Genomic DNA, 17,872 nt, shown 5'->3' with positions numbered 1-17,872 from the left:
GCTGCCTCTGCCGCGGCTCCCGGAGCCCCAGTTTCTTCAGATGAAGCCCCACCAGGAGCTCCCGGGACGTCGCTGGTTCCCACCGACGTCCCTACGTCAACGAGCGGTTTCCGCTCCTCTGCTTCCTGCACCCAGACATGGCGGGCGGTCTCCAACCATTCGGCACTCGTGGGTGGACGAAACCACGTGGGAAGGACGACAAGTGATGGCCGCTTCTCCTGCTGACGGCCTAGGGTTACTCAAGACTCTTGCGATTGCGGCTGGAGCAGCGACCCTCGCTTCTTGTTCACCGTCTGGCAGCAGTTCCTCAACGGAGACGGGATCATCGTCCTCAGTTGGTCTGCGTCCATATGTCCCTCCGCCCGCGAGTCCCCCCGGAGCCCGCATCGGTGACCACGTTCTCGAGCGGGCCAGCGCGCTGTGGTGGGTTAATGGGCAGTTTCGGACTTTACGCGAGGAGGACGAGACGCAGATTCCGGTTAACGAGATCGGCCGAAGCGAGTGGAATCCGGCCACTTCAGCTGTTCCTGGGCCATTCGCGTCCAGTGAGGCCGCGCCTTCCCGAAGGCAAGCGGCCGTCCTCCCGCGGCCGCCTGCCTTCGTCACCTGCTACAGCGTCACGGTGTTTAGGAGAGGGTTCGGGTTGCCGAAGCGGTGCATCGTGAGGGACACCGCCTGCTCGTGCAGGAACGGCAGGAGCTCGACCCGGCCGGATCCGACCACGGGATGGCGATAGACGGCCACATCCGGGCGGCCGCCGAGCACCTCCGAGAGCTCAGCAGCCGTCGGCGAGACGGGGCTGGCGATGAGGCGGATCCGTCCCGACTGCATCCTCCGGGCGCGTCCGAGCCACTGCGGCGTCTCCTCGCGGACAAGCTGCACACCGTGACGCTCGAGGACGGCGGCGGCGTTGCCCGGGAGGGCGGCGGCGGAGCTCACGAGGACCTGGGAGCCAGCACGGAGTCCGGCGGCCGCCACGCGGAGAAGCTCCGCTTCCCCGTGCCCGGACGTCTGCCCGTCAAAGCGGATCGTCACAGGCACCGGGCGGTAGCGGAAGACGTTCCGCTCGCACTCGAGCCCACTCACATCCTTGGACACCCCGAATTCAGAAGCCCAAGCAGCGGCGTCGGAGGCGAGCGCATCGGCGAGCCACGCGGCGTCGTCCTCTGTCAGCTCATCCCTGACGGCCGCAAGCAGCTCCGCCGCAGCCCCCGACACGGCCGCCTTCGCGCCGTCGTGCACTGGCGCGTCGGCCCACGAACCGAGGCCGATGAGGTAGTTGGGACCCCCAGCCTTGGCACCCGCTCCCACGGCCGACTTCTTCCAACCGCCGAACGGCTGCCGCCGCACGATCGCCCCCGTGATTCCGCGGTTCACGTACAGGTTTCCGGCCTCGATGTGCTTGGTCCAGTACCCGATCTCCGCTGGGTCGAGCGAGTGCAGGCCGGAGGTGAGTCCGTAGTCGACCTGATTCGCGAGGGCCACAGCTTCCTCGAGCGAGGACGCGGTCATGACGCCGAGGATGGGACCGAAGTATTCGACGAGGTGGTACTCGGAACCGGGGCGGACGCCCGCGCGGATGCCGGGGCTCCAGAGCTTCCCCGAATCGTCGAGCTGGCGCGGCTCGAGCACCCAGTGCTCGCCCTCGCCGAGCTGCGTGAGCCCCCTCTGCAGCTTTTCGCCGGGCTGCTCGACCACGGGCCCCATCTGGCTCCGTGGATCCCACGGGTAGCCGACGTGCAGCGACCGCACCGCGTCGATGAGCTGGTTGCGGAAGCGCTTCGAGTGCGCGACCGACCCGACGAGGATCACGAGCGACGCCGCCGAGCACTTCTGGCCCGCGTGGCCGAACGCGGACTGGGCGACATCCCTCGCGGCAAGGTCGAGGTCCGCGCTCGGCGTCACGATGATGGCGTTCTTGCCCGAGGTCTCGGCGAGGAGCGGCAGGTCATGGCGGAACGAGCGGAACAGCTCCGCGGTCTCATACCCGCCAGTGAGGATGACCCTCTCCACGTCGGGGTGCGCGATGAGCTGCTTCCCCAAGCTCCGATCCTCGAGCTGCACGTACTGCAGCACACGGCGCGGGATGTCGACGGCGTCGAGCGCCTCCCAGAGGGCCTGCACCATGACCGCGCCCGAACGGCGCGCCTGCTTGGCGGGCTTGATCACGACGGCGGAGCCCGCGGCGAGTGCGGCGAGCGTCGAGCCCGCGGGGATCGCCACGGGGAAATTCCACGGCGGCGTCACGACAGTGAGGCGGCTCGGCTCGAACTGCGCGCCGTCGATCGTGTCGAGCTCCCGGGCGAGGGTCGCGTAGTAGTGGGCGAAGTCGATCGCCTCCGAGACCTCGGGATCGCCCTGGTCGATCGTCTTGCCGCATTCGCTCGCCATCGCCTCGATGAGGTCCGCACGATGCCGCTCGAGCGAGCGTCCCATCTCATCGAGGATCGCGGCCCGCTCCTCGCCCGTGAACGCATGCCAGGTCGCGGCTCCGTCGAGGGCCGCGGCGATGATCGAATCGAGCTCGGATGCGGAGGAGACCGTGTTGCGCTCGACGACCTCTGCGCCGATCGTCGAATGCTCGGCGCGGGCGAGGATCGCGCGGCCCCATTCGCGGTTCCCCGGCAGGTCAGGGTCTGTGTCAGGAGTATTCGAGAAGGCGCGGGAACCGCCCGGGGCGTCTCCGTCGTCGTGCGCTGCGAGCCCCTTGTTCGTCTGGCGACGGTCCTGGTTTCGGCGGGGTTCGGGGACCTGCCCGCCGGCGAACGGCGGCTTGTCGAGCGCTTCGAGCGAGGCAATAAAGCGCTTCTTCTCACGCTCGAACAGCACATCGTTCGTGTCGAGTTCGAAGACGGCGCTCATGAAGTTGTCCTGGCTCGCGCCCTCCTCGAGGCGCCGGATGAGATAGGCGATCGCGACGTCGAACTCGCTCGGGTGCACGACCGGCGTGTAGAGCAGCAGGTGGCCGATGTCGGCCAGGACAGCCTGGGCTTGGGCCGAGGCCATGCCGAGGAGCATCTCGAACTCGACCAGCCGATTCGCGTCGGCCGTGGCGGCTCCATTCTCCACTCCGCGAGCGTTTGCGAGGAGCCACGCGAGGGCGATGTCGAAGAGGTTGTGCCCGGCGACGCCGATGCGCACGTTGGCCAGCCGATCAGGGTGAAGGGCGTAGTCGAGGACTGCGAGGTACGAGGTATCCGTCTCACGCTTCGAGCCCCACGTGGCGAGCGGCCAGTCGTGGATCTCGGCGTCGACCTGCTCCATGGGGAGGTTCGCGCCCTTGACGACGCGGACCTTGATCGGAGCCCCGCCGTCGGCTACCCGCCCGGCCGCCCACTCTTGGAGGCTCATCATCGCGGCCAGGCAGTCGGGGAGATAGGCCTGGAGCACGATCCCGGCCTCTAGGTCGCGGAACTCCTCGCGCTCGAGGAGGCGCGTGAAGACGGCGACCGTCAGGTCGAGGTCCTTGTACTCCTCCATGTCGAGGTTGATGAACTTCGGCCTGCCCGCCCGCGTGCTCTCGCTTGCGAGGCGGTAGAGCGGTGCGAGCGATTCGACGATGTCGCCCACGGCCTCATCGAATGCCCAGTGGTTGTGGGGCGCGACCGTCGCCGAGACCTTGATGGACACGTAGTCCACGTCGTCCCGGGCAAGGAGGCGGCGGGTCCCCTCGAGGCGGCGGGAGGCCTCGTCCTGGCCGAGGATCGCCTCGCCGAGGAGGTTCATGTTCAGACGGATGCCAGGCTTGCGGATCTTGGCGATCGCCGGGCCCAGCCGCGCGTCCGACGCATCGACGATCAGGTGCCCCACCATCTCGCGAAGCACACGGCGAGCAACGGGCACCACGACCCCCGGGGCCACTGGCGCGAGCGATCCCCCGAGCTGCACGGCGCGCTTGAGCGGCCACGGCAGGAAGCCCGGCGCCTTGGGCGCGAGGGCACGGAGGTTTCGGGCCGCGACACCGAGGTCCTCGGGGCGGACGACACCGTCCACGAACCCGACCGTGAACTCGAGCCCGTGCGGGTCCTTCAGGACGGCGGCGAGCTGCTCGGCGGCCGGGTCGACCGGGAATGTCGCCGCTGCGGCGAGCCACCGCCGCACCTGGGCGACTGCTTCGTCCGCGAGATCCTGCGGGCGCACGTGAGGGGCGCGGTTTCCTTCGGTGCCAGTTGCGCGGGTCGGCGTCGTCATCGTTGTGGGTCCTGTCCGGTTGGTTTGACGGGTCTCGTCGGTCTTGCGGGGTCTTCTGCCAGTATGTGCCGTGAATTACAGAAGCAGAAGCGATGTTTTTCGACGCATAATCGTGAGGAAAACTGAACGAATGGAGTGGTCCTCATGCTCGAGATCCGACGCCTGCGGCTCCTGCGCGAACTCAGCATCCGGGGGACCCTCGCCGAGGTGGCCGACGCGCTCGCGTACAGTCCGTCGTCGGTCTCGCAGCAGCTTGCGCTCCTTGAGAAGGAGGTCGGCGCCGAGCTGCTCCGCAAGTCGGGCCGTCGAGTGATCCTCACGCCTCAGGCCCTCGTGCTCGTCGAACACACGAGCGAACTGCTCGACGCCCTCGAACGTACCGAAACGGCGCTCGCAGCCAGCCAGAGCGAGGTGCGCGGGACGGTCCGGCTCGCGGTCTTCCAGACTGCCGCGCTCGCCCTGATGCCAACCGCCTTGCGCACCCTTCGGGAGCGGCATCCCGCCCTGCGGGTCGAGATGGTCCAGCACGAGCCCGAAACCGCCCTGCACGAGACGTGGGCACGCGACTTCGATCTGGTCGTCGCCGAGCAGTATCCGCATCATGCCGCGCCCCACTACCCGAGCCTGGACCGGCAGCCGCTCACGAGCGATTCCATTCGGCTCGCCGTCCCGGCCGCGGGGAACGGAGAGGGATTCGACCGTGTGCGGAGCCTTTCGGACGCCGCCTGCCTTCCGTGGGTCATGGAGCCTCGTGACGCGGCCTCCCGCCACTGGGCCGAACAGGCCTGCCGTTCCGCCGGGTTCGAACCGGACGTGCGGTACGAAACGGCGGACCTCCAGGCCCACGTCGGGCTCGTCGAGTCGGGCAATGCCGTCGCTCTCCTCCCTGACCTCGTTTGGGTGGGCCGCACGCCGTCGGCCCGTCTCGTGGAGCTTGCTGGCTCCCCCCAGCGCACCGTCTTCACGTCGATGCGGGCCTCGAGCACCGGCCACCCGGTCACCGTGGCCGTCCGGACGGTGCTCGAAGAGGCCGCCCGCGAGCTGTTGCCGTGAGCGAGGGGCCGCCTGCCGTGAGCGAGGGGCCGCCTGCCGTGAGCGAGGCCGCCTCCGCCGCGTTCCCGCCCGGTTGTGTTTTCCCAATCAGTCCGGATCCCGGTGTGTCGCCGAAGGGCGCGGTTTGGCAGCTCCAGAAATGGGCCAGAGCGCGGGCTCTGCGCTGGCCGGGCCCAGAACTATGCCGTCGCGGTGTTGGCCTTCTCGGCCGAGACCATCCAGGCAAGCTTTTCCAGCTGGAGGATGATCTGGTTGAGGATGTCCGTTGTTGCGGCGTCGTCCTTCTCGACGGCATCGTAGACTCCCCGCACGGTCGAGCAGGTGGCTTCGAGCGCGGCGACGACACGATCGATCGCGTCGCTTGTTGTCACGAGACCTTCGCTGCCCTCTTTGAGGCTCGTCGTCTTTGCCACTGTGGACGCCCGGCCGTCGGGAACTGAGTGGAGAGCGCGCAGCCGCTCGGCAACCTCGTCCGCGTGCAGGCGAGCGGCGGCGACCACCTCGTCGAGCTGGAGGTGGAGGTCGCGGAAATTGCTGCCCACGATATTCCAGTGAGCCTGTTTGCCTTCAAGTGAGAGGTCGATGAGGTCCACGAGAATGGCCTGCAGCCCGTGGGCGAGTTCGTCGGAAGCCTTCATGCGCCTACCTTTCCCTCGGTTCGCTCGGTCGCTACCCTGCCAGCCCAGCACACAAACGGCCGTCGTGGAAGGGTGGGCGCGAACGACCCCTCAGCGAGGTGGGGCGGCCCGGGCCTTCGCGAGCTGAGCGCGTAGCCGGGCGTTCTCAGCCTCGAGCTCCAGGACGAGCTTGATCCCCTCGATGTTCAGGCCTGCGTCCACGAGTTCGCTGATGTGCTCGAGGCGCTGCATATCGTCCTCGCTGTAGCGGCGCGTGCCGCCCTCGGTGCGGGCGGGGGCTATGAGGCCTTTGCGCTCGTACAGGCGGAGGCTCGAAAGCCCCAGGCCGGAGAGCTCTGCCGCTACCGAGATGGCGTAGACGCCGTCCGACGAATCACGCTTCGACGCCACCGCCAGCTCCTCTCCGGAAGAAAATCCTCTTGCGTTGATCTATGGGGTTGGATCTATGATATCTACGTCTTCGGAAACAGATTAGATGTCGAGAAGACAGTAGGTACTTGACCCTATATCGAACCCTTGGAGGTGGCAACGATGCTGATGCGTACTGATCCGTTCCGCGAACTTGACCGCCTGACCGAACAGGTCTTCGGTAACACTTCCCGGCCTACGACGATGCCGCTCGAGGCGTGGCGCGCAGACGGCGAGTTCGTGGTCGAATTCGACCTTCCCGGCGTCGATCCCAACTCGATCGATGTCGACGTCGAACGCAATGTGCTGACGGTGCGGGCGCAGAGAGAGTCGCACCGGCCTGAGGAAGCGGAGGTCGTCGCGGCGGAGCGTCCGAGCGGCGTGTTCGGCCGGGAGCTCATCCTCGGGGACTCCCTCGACACCGCGAACGTCACGGCCAACTACGAGGACGGCGTGCTGACGCTGCGCATCCCGATCGCTGAGCAGGCGAAGCCGCGCAAGATCAGCGTCGGCACATCGAAGTCAAAGCGAGAGATAGCGGCCTGAGTCCCCGCGCTCCGGCAGGGCTGGCAGTTGGGCCCTGCCGGAGCGCCCGCCCAGCCGCATGGGTGGTGGGTCCAATGGCTCATGCGGACTTCTACGAGATACTGGGCGTCGATCGTTCGGCGAGCCAGCAGGAGATCCGGCGCGCCTACCGCCGTCTCGTGAGGGAGCTTCATCCGGATACGTCCGAGGCAGGTAGCGCCGACGAGGATAGGCTCCGAGCGGTGTTCGAGGCGTACGCGGTCCTCGGCCACCCTCACCGCCGCGCCGCCTACGACCAGGCGCTGCGCCGCGCCGAGGCCACGTTCAACCTGTGGCTCGGCCTGCCCGAGCCGCGACGCGAGGCATGGCCGGCCCGTTCGGTCTTCGACGAACCAGACCTCTTGAGGATCCTGTTCCCGTGGTTCCCCTGAAAGGAGGAGCTCAGTGAGCCCGACAGGCGGCGGCTGGCGCCGCTACGACCACGCGCTGTTCCCGGTCTTCCACGAGAGATTCGAGGAGAAATGGGGCGAAGGGACGGCGCCGTTCCTCGATCCGAGCGTCTACGACGAGGAGCAGCCGAGGCCCCGCGCCCAGTGGATCAACGTGGACACCGGCGCGGCCGTCGCCGTCGTTCCCGTCTGGGAGGACGATTCCTCTGCGCGTTCGTTCGCAGTCTTCTACCTGCCGCCGCATGGCGGAATCTGGGTCCTCAGACCCCCAGGGCTTTCGAGCTACATCGAGGCCGTGGCCAATGGGAGTCCGACGAATGAGCACGCCATCGCCTTGCGCAACGACTCCTTCCGCAAGGCAGTCGCCCACGCAGAGGCGTTCATCTACGGCACGTAGCGCTCATCGCACAGGACTCCGCGCGAGCCACGCCGCGACCACGGCTCCCGAGACGTTGTGCCGCACCGAGAATTCGACCTCTCCGCCCGTCAGTTGAGCCTGTACCGCTCAATCTGCTTCAGCCGCCGCTGGAGGCTGTCCCGCCGGGGGTGAACCGGCGACTCGGCGGGCTCGGCGGTGAGGTCGATGTGGTCGCGGCCGAACCGCCACAGCAGAAGGTCGTCGAGCAGCCTGTCCGGACCGGGGGAGTAGCGGTGGTCCAGCGCCTTGCGGACCTCCGTGATCCGTTCGGCGTCGAGCAGTTCGACGAGCTGCCACGTGTGCGTGAAACCATGCGCGGCAACGAGCTCCGCGGCCCAGCCCCAGTCGTCGTCGACCTTGCGGTCCACGTGCGGGAGGAGTGTCTGCCACACATCGCGGATCCGGTCCGGGGTGAGCGGCTGCCCGCCCTCGCCGGCCTCGTTCCAGAAGCTGCGGACCTTCTCGTACCGTTCGTGCAGCTCAGCGAACTCCTTCTCGACGACCTCGAGCATCGCGGCCGTCGCAGTGAACTGGCGGTCGAACTGCGGGCTCCAGGCACGCGGGTCGCTGCTCTTGAAGCGGATGTCGTGCTCGATCTCACTCCAGGCGTGGGCGAAGATCGTGCGGATCTGGCATTCGAAGAAGTAGCTGCCGTTGGAAGGCAGCTCAGGGTTGAAGACCGCTTGGTAGGCCTTGACGGCGTCGTTCTGCAGGGTGCGCAGGATCAGGTGCCGGCTCGAATAGCCGTAGGTGCCGGATTCGATCGAGCCGATCGCCTTCTCACGGTCGCCACGGCAGTCGAAGATGTCGCGCTGCCGCTTGATCAGGTTCGCCGCGATCGCGTTGTCGCGTGGTAGCCGCGTGATGACCCGGACGCCGACCATGTCGTTGAGGATGCGGAACGGGTCTGGGAACTTGAGGGTCGGGGTCCCGCCGGGCTCTGACGGCGGATCGAGGCGAGAGATCTTCTCCTTGAACGACTCCACCGTCTTGGTGCGGCCCGTGACGAAGAGGGGATCGGCCTCCTCGCTGTCCTTGAACATGTCGCGCAGGGTGTGCAGGACGTCGCTCGTGACCGCCTTGAGAGCCGGGCGCACCCGGGCATACGTCTCGACGGACGCATCGACGATCGCGCGCTGCCCCGCGTCCAAGCGGTCATAGTTGGTGGCCATGCCTTCACGGTAGCAATCGGCACCGACACCCACGGCCTCTTCCCTTGTGCAACGTAGGGTGATGGGCGTGGCTACTCGCGAACGTATCCCCTATGGGCCCCATCGCGACCAGTGGGGCGAACTCTTCCTGCCCAGTGGCAACACCGAAACGGCGCGCGGCACCGTCGTCGTGATCCACGGGGGCTACTGGCGCGACCAATGGACGGCGGAGCTGGGCGTACCAGCCTCTCTCGACCTGGTCGAGCGCGGCTACGCAGTGTGGAACCTGGAATACAGGCGCGCTGGCAGCGGCGGAAAGGCGGGCGACGGCGGCTGGCCGGCCACGTTTCGGGACGTCGCCATGGGCATCGATCACCTTGCGAACCTCGCGGAGTTCACGGACGGCGCCATCGACCCACGGCGCGTCGCCGCCCTCGGCCACTCCGCCGGCGGCCACCTCGCGGTCTGGGCAGCGGGCCGCGCAGCGCAGGCCGCCCGGGCGGGCGGCGAGTCGCCGGCAGTGCCGCTCGTCGGCGTCGTCAGCCAGGCCGGCGTCCTCGATCTCTCCGCCGCTCACCGCCTGCGCCTGAGCAACGACGCCGCGGTGAACCTTATGGGAGGCCCCGAATCCGCGCTTCCCGAGGAGTACGCGCTCGCCGATCCGATGCGCCGGCTGCCCACAGGCGTCCCGGTTCTGGCCGTCCACTCGCGCGCGGACGACGCCGTGCCGTTCGAACTGTCCGAGGCGTACGTCGAGGCCGCGCGAGCGGCAGGCGATCCGGCCGAGCTCCTCGAGACAGTCGGTGATCATTCCGCCCTCATCAGCCCGGGCGAGGAGGCCTACGAAACGTGCCGCGCGCTCCTCGACAGACTGCTACCGTAGGCCCCATGCTCACTGTCATCGGCGAGGGCCTCATCGACGTCGTCCGCAAGCCGACGGGCACGGAGGCGCATCCGGGCGGCAGTCCCCTCAACGTCGCGATCGGGCTTGCAAGGCTCGACCATCCGGTGCAGTTCATCGGTCGCTACGGCGATGACGCGAACGGCCGCCTCCTCACCGAGCACCTCAAATCCTCGGGCGTCCTCGTACCCCTTCCTCCGGACGAGACGCCGACCTCCACTGCGATCGCCGAGCTGGATCACAAGGGCGCCGCGACCTACATGTTCGACCTCGACTGGCATCTCCCCGACCTGCGGGACCGCCTCTCCACGATCCTCGGCGCCACGACGCTCCTGCACACCGGGTCGATCGCGACGGTCCTCGAGCCCGGGGCCGCCCAGGTGCTCTCCGCCGTCGAACGTGCCCGGCCCCGCGCGACCATCGGCTTCGATCCCAACTGCCGCCCCACCATCACGACAGACCGCGAGGCGGTCCGCCCGCTCGTGGAACGATTCGTGGCGCTCGCCGACGTCGTCAAGGCCTCGGACGAGGACCTCGCGTGGCTGTACCCGGGCGTCGACCCGCTCGATTCCGCCCGCCGCTGGAAGACCCTCGGCGCGCCCGAGGAGCCCTCGATCGTCGTCGTCACGCGCGGCGGCGACGGGCCATGGGGCATCTGCGCGGACGGCGAGGCAGAGGTCCCCGCAGCGAAGGTCCGGGTCGCGGACACTGTCGGCGCGGGTGACTCGTTCATGTCGGCGCTGCTGAGCGGCGTCGTCGACCGCGAGCTAGACGGCGCGCAGCGGCGCTCGGAGCTGCGCCGGGTGGACGCCGACGAGCTGCGGCGTATCCTCGACTTCGCGGCGCGGGCCGCCGCGGTCACCGTCTCCCGGCCGGGCGCCAACCCGCCCACCCGGGCCGAAGTGAGGGACATCCTCCCGCTGTAGCGGGGCAACGTGAGCAAGGAGTGTTCATGGCCAAGCACAATCCGTATGACGATCTGCCTCAGGTCGAGTCCTTCAGCGTCACCTCGGGGGACATCGAGGACGGAGGCACGCTCGCGCCGAACCAGGTGAGCGGCGTCTTCCAGGTGCCGGGCGGGAAGGACCTCTCACCCCAGCTCAGCTGGTCGGGCGCGCCCGAGGGCACGAAGAGCTACTGCGTCACGGTCTACGACCCCGACGCCCCGACCGCGAGCGGCTTCTGGCACTGGGCTGTCGCGAACATCCCCGCGACTGTCGACGAGCTCCCCGAGGGAGCGGGCGGCAGCGCGGACGGGATGGGCCCGTCCGATTCCGATGCGAGCCTCCCCGAGGGAGCGATCGAGCTCAAGAACGACGCCGGATACGCGGGCTTCGTGGGTGCCGCCCCGCCGAAGGGGCACGGCCCACACCGCTACATCGTCACCGTGCACGCGGTCGACGTCGACCGGCTCGATGTCGGCCCCGACGCGACGCCGGCCTTCCTCGGCTTCAACCTCTTCTTCCACACGCTCGGCCGGGCGCAGCTGACCGGTCACTTCGAGGTCCAGTGAGGCTTGTCGCAAGCGATATCGACGGAACGATCCTGAGCCGGGAGGGGCGGATCTCCGAGCGGACGATCCGTGCCCTCCAAGGCTGCGAGGCGGCCGGGATCGCCGTGGTCTTCGTGACCGGGCGCCCGGCCCGCTGGCTCACTCCGCTGAGCGAGCAGCTCCAGCACACGGGCACCGTGATCTGTTCGAACGGCGCCCTCGTCTACGACCTCTCGACAATGTCCGTCGTCTCATCGCAGGGCATTTCGCGCCACACAATGCTCGAGGTGCGGGACATTGTCCGGGGCCTGTTCCCAAAGACGTCATTCGCCGCGGAGACGGCCGAAGAGTTCGTCATGGAGACGGGATTCGCGGAGCCTCGCCACCGCCATCTCCTCGGGGAGGTGCGCCACGGGAGGCTCGAGGACCTCGTGACGGGCGACGAGGTTGTGAAGTTCATGGCCAAGATCGAGGGCATGTCGGCCGAGGACTACTTCCGGGCGGTTGCCCCCCACATCGGGCATCTTGTGTCCGTCACGCATTCGGCGCTCGACCTGACGATGCTCGAGATGGCGCCCCTCGGCGTCAACAAGGCCGTGACGCTTGCCGAATACGCGCACGCGCTCGGCGTCCCGGCGGAGGACGTCGTGGCGTTCGGAGACATGCCGAACGACGTCGAGATGCTCACTTGGGCGGGCGAGGGCTACGCGATGTCCTCGGGCCACCCCCGCGCCCTCGCTGCCACGGAGCTCCACGCCCCGGGCATCGAGGACGACGGCGTTGCGCAGGTCCTCGAGCGCAAGCTCGCCGGGCTGCGCAAGGCGGGATAAGGCCCTATTTCCTGATTCCGCGAGTCCGGTGCGGGCCCCCCGCGCCCACGGCGGGTTGCGTCGTGACTACGGTGTGTTCGACCTCCTCGTAGCGGTGCGCACCCGCCCGCTTCATGGACCAGACGATGAAGAAGCCAACGGCCATGAAAAGAAAGTAGTGGATACCAGGCCCGACGTTTCCGATGACGCCGAGAACCCAGATGACAAAAAGCACGATCGCGGTCCAGAGCAACGTGAAACCTCCTGTGCGGATTACATGTTCACGCACATTGTGCGCGTTCTCCCGGCCCTGAGACCATATTTCGAATGGTCCCAGACACGGCAACGCCGAGGTGCCGTCTGGCAGCACCTCGGCGGGCCGTTCTGGCCGGGGCAGTCAGCGCGCCGCTGCTAGACCGCGCGCCGCCCCCTCACCAAATGGACGATGAGTGCGATCACGGCGAGCACGATCAGAATGTGCACCCATCCGCCCAGCGTCGGGAGGGCGATGAAGCCCAGAAGCCAGAGGACGAAAAGGATAATAGCGATCCACAGCAGCACGGTGGCCTCCTCGGTTCGGTTAGTGGATACGTGTCCAATTGATACCCGTATTGTTTTTCTTCAAACGGGAGGACCTTCGAAGGTTTGGGTTCGCCTGCGGCGATCAAGGGAATCGGCCTTGGCATCCTGAGCGTTTTGCTCATGTGAGCGATGACGAAGTCCTGGACGCCTATTCCGAGGTCGTCACGGGTGTGGCACGGCATCTGACGCCCCGGGTTGCCTCGGTCCGGACCGTTCGCGGCTCGGGGTCGGCCGTCGTGATGAGCTCGGAGGGCCACCTGGTCACCAACGCGCACGTGGTCGGGCGGCTCTCCGAGGGCGAAGTCGCCTTCGCGGATGGCTCGTCCGGTCGCTTCTACGTGGTGGGCCGCGACCCGCTCTCGGACCTTGCCGTCCTGCGCACCACGATCGCAGTTCCCCAGCCGCCCGAGTTCGGTAACGCGGACCGCCTCCTCGTCGGCTCGCTCGTCGTAGCCGTGGGAAGCCCTCTCGGACTCGAAGGCAGCGTGACGGCCGGCGTCGTGAGCGCGCTCGGTCGCTCGATGCCCGCGCAAGGACGCACCGCCTCCCGCCTCATCGAGGACGTGATCCAGACGGACGCCGCGCTCAACCCAGGGAACTCGGGCGGCGCGCTCGCGGATTCCAAGGGCCGGGTGGTCGGCATCAATACGGCGGTGGCAGGAGTCGGGCTCGGACTAGCCGTTCCGATCAACGCGACGACGCGTCGCATTCTGGGGGCGCTCCGGGAGGACGGACGGGTGCGGCGCGCGTACCTGGGGCTCGTGAGCGTCCCGACCCCGCTGGATGACCGGTGGGCAGCGCGGACGGGCCGGAGGCGAGCGCTCCGCGTCGCCGAGGTCGTCGCGGGAAGCCCGGCGGCGTTGAGCGGCATCCGCCCCGGCGATCTGCTGCTCGCCATCAACGGCGCGCCGCTCGCGGACGCCCAATCGCTTCAGAAGCACATGTTCGAGGACGCGATCGGGCGCCGGACGGAGATCACGGTCCTCCGCGGCGAGGCGATGGTCGATGTTGTAGCCGAGCCGGCCGAGCTCGTCGACTAGGTTCTTCTAGAACTAGGTCCTTCGAGAACTAGGTTCTCCTAAAACGCGACCTCGCCGAGGATCCCCACAACGGTGTCTCCGCCGATCCAGATCTCCCCGCCGTCCCCGGCCGCCTCATCCGCGCTGACTCGGACGAGGCCACGTCGCCCGAGCGCCGTCCCCTGCTGGGCAACGTACGACGACGGCGCGCGCCCCCTCCCGATGAGCCACTGGGCGAGCCCCGCGTTGAGGCTGCCCGTCACGGGGTCCTCCGGAACCGCGAGGTCGGGGCAGAAGGCGCGGACCTCGAACGCCGGCCCGGAATTCTCGGCTCGAGCAGCCTCGCCATAGGGCCCGATCACGCCCACTTGGTAGCCGCCCATCGCGGCGAAGTCCGGCCGCAGACCGAGGACGGCCTCAGCGTCCTGGAGCAGCAGCCCGACCCAACCTGGACCGTTGTCCACCCACGCGGCGTCAACGACGTCGTCCGCGGTAAGCCCGAGCGAGCGCGCGACGACGGCGAGCTCGGCCGGGTCGACAGGTCCCGAGCGCAGCAACGGCGGAGCCGCGAAGGCGAGCCTCCCGCCGTCGTCGGCTATGGTCACGAGGCCCACGCCGCACTCCTGGACGAGCCGCCCCGGGGCGGCAGGCACCCCGCCCGCCTCGAGCCACGCCCGCGCCGAGCCGAGCGTCGGGTGGCCGGCGAAGGGCAGCTCGCCGCCGGGCGTGAAGATGCGGAGCCGGTAGTCGGCGCCCCGCTGGGCCGGCGGGAGGAGGAACGTCGTCTCGGAGAGGTTCGTCCAGCGGGCGAACGCCGCCATATCCTCGTCGGAGATCCCCGCGGCGTCGTGGACGACCGCGACGGGGTTGCCGCGCAGGAACTCTGAGGTGAAGACGTCGACTTGGCTGAACCTGCGGCTCATACGAGCTCGACCCCGTCCTCGAGTTCGAGCGTCCGGCCCTCCGCGAGCCCTGTGAGCGCGGATCTCACATGCACCGCCCCATGCTCGCCGAAGTAGTCCTCGAACTCGCCGGGCGGCACGAACTTCCACTCGGTCAGCTCCTCCTCCTGGAGGACGATCTCGGCGGCGTCGGGGAGGCTCCCTCCGTCATAGAGGAAGACGAGGCCGTCCCCGACCGGGTCGGGGAACGCCGAATGCGCGATGAGCAGCAGGGAGCCCGGCTCGATGTCGAGCCCGAGCTCCTCGCGGCCTTCGCGCCGCGCCGCCGTGCGGGGCGCTTCGCCGGGGTCGACTGTGCCCCCCGGCATGAGCCACCCCTCCTTGTAGTTGGGCTTCACGGCCAGGACGCAGCCTTCCTCGTCGCGAATCACGAGGCCGGCGGCCACGCGGCGGCGGGGGAGAGTGCGGAAGTACTCCCGGCTGACCGGGCTGAGATCCTCCAGCTTTTCCATGGATTTGAGCCTACCCGCGGTACCGTGAGGCGCGTGAGCTACCTGGACCTGCCTCCACTAGCGTTCGCCCACCGCGGCTTCTCGCCCGAGGGTCTAGAGAACACGCTCACGGCCTTCCGCACGGCATGGAACCTCGGCTTCACCCACCTCGAGACGGACGTGCACGCAACTGCGGACGGTGTCCTGGCCGTCTTCCACGACGACACGCTCGATCGCGTGACGGACCGGACGGGCCCGATCGCTGGCCTCGCGTGGTCGGAGGTCTCACGCGCCCGGGTCGGCGGCGGCGAGCGGGTTCCGCGCTTCGAGGAGCTCGCGGAGGACCTCCCGGACGCGTATCTGAACGTCGACGTCAAGAGCGCCGCGGCCGTGGTCCCCCTGGCCGCTGCCATCGAGAGGATGTGCCTCCACGACCGCGTCCTCGTCGCCTCGTCCTCGGACGCACGACGACGGGGCGTCCTCGCTCGGCTCTCGCGCCGGGTCCCGTCGTCGGCCGGCATGCGGACGGTCGCGCTCCTCGCCTACGGGGGGCCAGCCTTCCCGCCCGGCCTGCTCCGTTGGGCACTTCGCGATGTCGACTGCTTCCAGGTTCCGGAGCGGCAGGGGCGGCTCCCCGTCATGACCCCGCGGTTCCTCGCCCGGGCCCACGCTCTCGGACGGCAGGTCCACGTGTGGACCGTCAACGATGCCGCGGACATGGTTCGATTGCTGGACCTCGGCGTGGACGGGCTCATGAGCGACCGGGCGGACATACTGCGGGAGGTCCTCACTGCTCGCGGCGCCTGGCCACCAGCGCGGTAAGGCCAGCGAAAAGGGGAAACTGCTCGGAATTTCCCGAGAGTTTTCTGGGAGAACGGGAAAACGGAGCCGAAGTCTGGGAGAACTCTCCCGCCCGAGGCGCTCTCCGGCGTCGTCCCTTCGTTCACGGCTGGCACGATCTCTGGCGGGTCCATCGCGAGGGCCGTCAGGCATGAGGCGCTGCGGGCGCCGGAACGGAGAATCATGAAGAGCACTACGAAACGTGCCGCCGCGGCCGTGCTCGGCGCGGCGCTCACTGCGGCGACGGTGGCAAGCGGTGCCGCGACGGCTGCCGTCGCGGCACCTGCCGCGGCCACTGCGCAGCGTGCCAACGCAGGCAAGCACGTCCTCCTCCTTTCGGTGGACGGCCTGCACCAGTCGGACCTCGACTGGTACGTCAGGACGCACCCCGCTTCCGCACTCGCCGCCCTCGTGGGCCACGGCACGAGCTACACGAACGCGCAGACGCCCATCCCGTCGGACTCGTTCCCGGGCATGGTCGCCCAGGTCACCGGCGGCAACCCCGGCACGACCGGCGTCTACTACGACGACACGTACAACCGCGCCCTCCTCCCGGCCGGCACCACCAACTGCGCGGGCGCAACGCCCGGCGCTGAGGTCGCGTTCACCGAGGCGGCCGACCTCAACCAGAACGCGCTCGACGCCGGCCAGGGCCTCGCCGGCCTGCCGAACAGCATCCTCCAGATGACCGGGAATGCGAAGTCGCTCCTCAACCCGGCCGCGCTGCCCGTGGACCCCACGACGTGCAAGCCGGTGTACCCGAACCAGTACCTCAAGGTGAACACGGTCTTCGAGGTCGCGAAGCAGGCCGGACTGAACACCGCATGGTCGGACAAGCACGTCGCGTACGACATCCTTAGCGGGCCGTCCGGTACGGGCATCGATGACCTCTTCGCGCCGGAGATCAACTCCGACTCCTCGATCGCGGGCTACTCGGGCGACTGGACCACGGACAACGCCGCGACCCAGCAGTACGACACGTACAAGGTCCAGGCCGTGCTCAACGAGATCGCGGGCAAGGGCCACTCGGGTACGCAGAGCGTGGGCGAACCGGGCATCTTCGGCATGAACTTCCAGACCGTCTCGACCGCCCAGAAGCTCCCCGCCTCTGACGGCCTCGCCGGTGGCTACCTCGCCGACGGCGTGACCCCGGGCCCGCTCCTGACGCGGGCGCTCGACTACATCAACACCGAGGTCGGCCAGATGACCGCAGCGATTGCGAAGACCCCGGACGCCAAGAAGACCACGGTGATCCTCTCCGCGAAGCACGGCCAGTCGCCCACCGACTCCGCCTCGCTCAAGCGCGTCGACGACGGGCCGATCATCGACGGGCTCAACGCGGCCTGGCAGGCAGCGGGCCACACGGGCAACCTCGTCGCCTTCTCCACTGATGACGATGTCATGCAGCTCTGGCTGACCCAGCACACGCAGGCGGCTGCCGACTTCGCGAAGCAGTACCTCCTCTCGCACTCCGCCGCGGGCAACAACGTCGCAGGGTCGCCGCTCACTGTCCAGAACTCCGGCCTCGCCACGGTCTACGCCGGCTCGCAGGTCGCGGACTTCTTCCACACGGCCGCTTCTGATTCGCGCATTCCCGACATCTTCGGAATCGTCCAGCACGGCGTCGTCTACACGGGCGGCAAAGGCAAGATCGCGGAGCACGGCGGCGCTGATCCGCAGGACCGTCACGTGCCGATCGTCGTCTCGCAGGGCTCCGACTCCGGTGCCTCGACCGTGAGCAGCACTGTTGAGACCACTCAGATCGCTCCGACGATCCTGCGCGAGCTCGGCCTCAACGTGAACGCGCTCCAGGCAGTCCAGATCGAGGGGACGAAGGTTCTCCCGCAGCACTGACCGCGCGAGGTGCCGGCCACCCTCGGCGCCGGCCACACCCAGGCCGCGCTCCCGCCCGGTTGTGTTTTCCCAATCGGTCGGGGGCGCGGCGCGTCGCGGCAGAAACGGGTTCGGGCGCCCCAGAAACGGGCTGGAGCGGGGGATAAGCC

Annotated in this window: 19 protein-coding genes; 11 read left to right on the top strand and 8 right to left on the bottom strand. The window is 68.5% G+C overall.

What is annotated here, in order from left to right:
* Window positions 1–609 precede the first annotated feature (609 nt).
* A complete protein-coding gene (locus tag L0M17_RS20210; protein WP_241056156.1) occupies window positions 610–4,191 on the bottom strand; it encodes a proline dehydrogenase family protein in 3,582 nt (1,193 codons plus the stop codon).
* Between the two features lie 144 nt (window positions 4,192–4,335).
* Here L0M17_RS20210 and L0M17_RS20205 point away from each other — a divergent pair, with 144 nt between their 5' ends.
* Window positions 4,336–5,244: a LysR substrate-binding domain-containing protein gene (locus L0M17_RS20205; RefSeq protein WP_241056155.1), complete on the top strand. Its 909-nt coding sequence runs from the start codon at window positions 4,336–4,338 to the stop codon at window positions 5,242–5,244.
* 179 nt (window positions 5,245–5,423) lie between these two features.
* Here L0M17_RS20205 and L0M17_RS20200 read toward each other — a convergent pair whose 3' ends face one another.
* Complete coding sequence (locus L0M17_RS20200; protein WP_241056154.1) at window positions 5,424–5,882, bottom strand: Dps family protein; 459 nt, start codon at window positions 5,880–5,882, stop codon at window positions 5,424–5,426.
* A gap of 90 nt (window positions 5,883–5,972) precedes the next feature.
* Window positions 5,973–6,272: a MerR family transcriptional regulator gene (locus L0M17_RS20195; protein WP_241056153.1), complete on the bottom strand. Its 300-nt coding sequence runs from the start codon at window positions 6,270–6,272 to the stop codon at window positions 5,973–5,975.
* A 141-nt stretch (window positions 6,273–6,413) separates the two neighbouring features.
* Here L0M17_RS20195 and L0M17_RS20190 point away from each other — a divergent pair, with 141 nt between their 5' ends.
* The 3 genes from L0M17_RS20190 (at window position 6,414) to L0M17_RS20180 (ending at window position 7,661) form a co-directional block, all read left to right on the top strand.
* On the top strand, window positions 6,414–6,836 hold the full coding sequence (locus L0M17_RS20190) for an Hsp20/alpha crystallin family protein (RefSeq protein ID WP_241056152.1): 423 nt from the start codon (window positions 6,414–6,416) through the stop codon (window positions 6,834–6,836).
* Between the two features lie 74 nt (window positions 6,837–6,910).
* Complete coding sequence (locus L0M17_RS20185) at window positions 6,911–7,246, top strand: DnaJ domain-containing protein (RefSeq protein ID WP_241056151.1); 336 nt, start codon at window positions 6,911–6,913, stop codon at window positions 7,244–7,246.
* Between the two features lie 13 nt (window positions 7,247–7,259).
* Complete coding sequence (locus L0M17_RS20180) at window positions 7,260–7,661, top strand: hypothetical protein (protein ID WP_241056150.1); 402 nt, start codon at window positions 7,260–7,262, stop codon at window positions 7,659–7,661.
* An 89-nt stretch (window positions 7,662–7,750) separates the two neighbouring features.
* On the opposite strand, the gene L0M17_RS20175 is transcribed toward L0M17_RS20180, so the two are convergent.
* The gene (locus L0M17_RS20175) at window positions 7,751–8,854 is read right to left on the bottom strand and encodes a GTP pyrophosphokinase (RefSeq protein WP_241056149.1); all 1,104 of its coding nucleotides are present in this window, start codon (window positions 8,852–8,854) and stop codon (window positions 7,751–7,753) included.
* A gap of 67 nt (window positions 8,855–8,921) precedes the next feature.
* On the opposite strand from L0M17_RS20175, the gene L0M17_RS20170 reads away from it, so the two are divergent.
* From L0M17_RS20170 to L0M17_RS20155, 4 genes are read left to right on the top strand one after another with little or no spacing between them, the layout of a single operon-like run.
* Window positions 8,922–9,716: an alpha/beta hydrolase family protein gene (locus tag L0M17_RS20170; RefSeq protein WP_241056148.1), complete on the top strand. Its 795-nt coding sequence runs from the start codon at window positions 8,922–8,924 to the stop codon at window positions 9,714–9,716.
* A 5-nt stretch (window positions 9,717–9,721) separates the two neighbouring features.
* Window positions 9,722–10,660 carry a carbohydrate kinase family protein gene (locus L0M17_RS20165; RefSeq protein WP_241056147.1) on the top strand — a complete coding sequence of 313 codons (939 nt, stop codon included), beginning with the start codon at window positions 9,722–9,724 and terminating at the stop codon, window positions 10,658–10,660.
* A gap of 26 nt (window positions 10,661–10,686) precedes the next feature.
* Window positions 10,687–11,247, top strand: coding sequence for a YbhB/YbcL family Raf kinase inhibitor-like protein (locus L0M17_RS20160; protein ID WP_241056146.1), 561 nt, complete (start codon window positions 10,687–10,689; stop codon window positions 11,245–11,247).
* On the top strand, window positions 11,244–12,056 hold the full coding sequence (locus tag L0M17_RS20155; protein ID WP_241056145.1) for an HAD family hydrolase: 813 nt from the start codon (window positions 11,244–11,246) through the stop codon (window positions 12,054–12,056). Before L0M17_RS20160 ends, L0M17_RS20155 begins: the two co-directional genes overlap by 4 nt.
* Window positions 12,057–12,060: 4 nt before the next feature.
* On the opposite strand, the gene L0M17_RS20150 is transcribed toward L0M17_RS20155, so the two are convergent.
* Window positions 12,061–12,270 carry a hypothetical protein gene (locus tag L0M17_RS20150; RefSeq protein ID WP_241056144.1) on the bottom strand — a complete coding sequence of 70 codons (210 nt, stop codon included), beginning with the start codon at window positions 12,268–12,270 and terminating at the stop codon, window positions 12,061–12,063.
* 176 nt (window positions 12,271–12,446) lie between these two features.
* Window positions 12,447–12,596 carry a lmo0937 family membrane protein gene (locus L0M17_RS20145; RefSeq protein ID WP_197061919.1) on the bottom strand — a complete coding sequence of 50 codons (150 nt, stop codon included), beginning with the start codon at window positions 12,594–12,596 and terminating at the stop codon, window positions 12,447–12,449.
* Window positions 12,597–12,739: 143 nt separating this feature from the next.
* Here L0M17_RS20145 and L0M17_RS20140 point away from each other — a divergent pair, with 143 nt between their 5' ends.
* On the top strand, window positions 12,740–13,657 hold the full coding sequence (locus L0M17_RS20140; RefSeq protein ID WP_241056143.1) for a S1C family serine protease: 918 nt from the start codon (window positions 12,740–12,742) through the stop codon (window positions 13,655–13,657).
* A 38-nt stretch (window positions 13,658–13,695) separates the two neighbouring features.
* On the opposite strand, the gene L0M17_RS20135 is transcribed toward L0M17_RS20140, so the two are convergent.
* Both L0M17_RS20135 and L0M17_RS20130 read right to left on the bottom strand, forming a co-directional pair.
* Window positions 13,696–14,559, bottom strand: coding sequence for a PhzF family phenazine biosynthesis protein (locus L0M17_RS20135; protein ID WP_241056142.1), 864 nt, complete (start codon window positions 14,557–14,559; stop codon window positions 13,696–13,698).
* Entirely contained in the window at window positions 14,556–15,050 is a 495-nt protein-coding gene (locus L0M17_RS20130; RefSeq protein WP_241056141.1) for an NUDIX domain-containing protein, read from the bottom strand. The genes L0M17_RS20135 and L0M17_RS20130 overlap by 4 nt, the downstream gene beginning before the upstream one ends.
* A gap of 33 nt (window positions 15,051–15,083) precedes the next feature.
* On the opposite strand from L0M17_RS20130, the gene L0M17_RS20125 reads away from it, so the two are divergent.
* Together L0M17_RS20125 and L0M17_RS20120 are read left to right on the top strand one after the other, a co-directional pair.
* The gene (locus tag L0M17_RS20125) at window positions 15,084–15,851 is read left to right on the top strand and encodes a glycerophosphodiester phosphodiesterase family protein (protein ID WP_241056140.1); all 768 of its coding nucleotides are present in this window, start codon (window positions 15,084–15,086) and stop codon (window positions 15,849–15,851) included.
* A gap of 201 nt (window positions 15,852–16,052) precedes the next feature.
* Entirely contained in the window at window positions 16,053–17,723 is a 1,671-nt protein-coding gene (locus tag L0M17_RS20120; protein WP_241056139.1) for an alkaline phosphatase family protein, read from the top strand.
* Window positions 17,724–17,872: the final 149 nt, after the last annotated feature.

It is taken from the genome of Sinomonas terrae (assembly GCF_022539255.1).
GTDB lineage: Bacteria > Actinomycetota > Actinomycetes > Actinomycetales > Micrococcaceae > Sinomonas > Sinomonas terrae.
Note: the sequence above shows the minus strand (reverse complement) of the source record. Positions and strands in the feature narration are given on the sequence as shown.

Coding starts and splice junctions, on each gene's coding strand:
- L0M17_RS20135 (WP_241056142.1), bottom strand. CDS start 14,559: ATGAGCCGCAGGTTCAGCCAAGTCGACGTCTTCACCTCAGAGTTCCTG.
- L0M17_RS20130 (WP_241056141.1), bottom strand. CDS start 15,050: ATGGAAAAGCTGGAGGATCTCAGCCCGGTCAGCCGGGAGTACTTCCGC.
- L0M17_RS20185 (WP_241056151.1), top strand. CDS start 6,911: ATGGCTCATGCGGACTTCTACGAGATACTGGGCGTCGATCGTTCGGCG.
- L0M17_RS20120 (WP_241056139.1), top strand. CDS start 16,053: ATGAAGAGCACTACGAAACGTGCCGCCGCGGCCGTGCTCGGCGCGGCG.
- L0M17_RS20190 (WP_241056152.1), top strand. CDS start 6,414: ATGCTGATGCGTACTGATCCGTTCCGCGAACTTGACCGCCTGACCGAA.
- L0M17_RS20160 (WP_241056146.1), top strand. CDS start 10,687: ATGGCCAAGCACAATCCGTATGACGATCTGCCTCAGGTCGAGTCCTTC.
- L0M17_RS20175 (WP_241056149.1), bottom strand. CDS start 8,854: ATGGCCACCAACTATGACCGCTTGGACGCGGGGCAGCGCGCGATCGTC.
- L0M17_RS20205 (WP_241056155.1), top strand. CDS start 4,336: ATGCTCGAGATCCGACGCCTGCGGCTCCTGCGCGAACTCAGCATCCGG.
- L0M17_RS20165 (WP_241056147.1), top strand. CDS start 9,722: ATGCTCACTGTCATCGGCGAGGGCCTCATCGACGTCGTCCGCAAGCCG.
- L0M17_RS20200 (WP_241056154.1), bottom strand. CDS start 5,882: ATGAAGGCTTCCGACGAACTCGCCCACGGGCTGCAGGCCATTCTCGTG.
- L0M17_RS20210 (WP_241056156.1), bottom strand. CDS start 4,191: ATGACGACGCCGACCCGCGCAACTGGCACCGAAGGAAACCGCGCCCCT.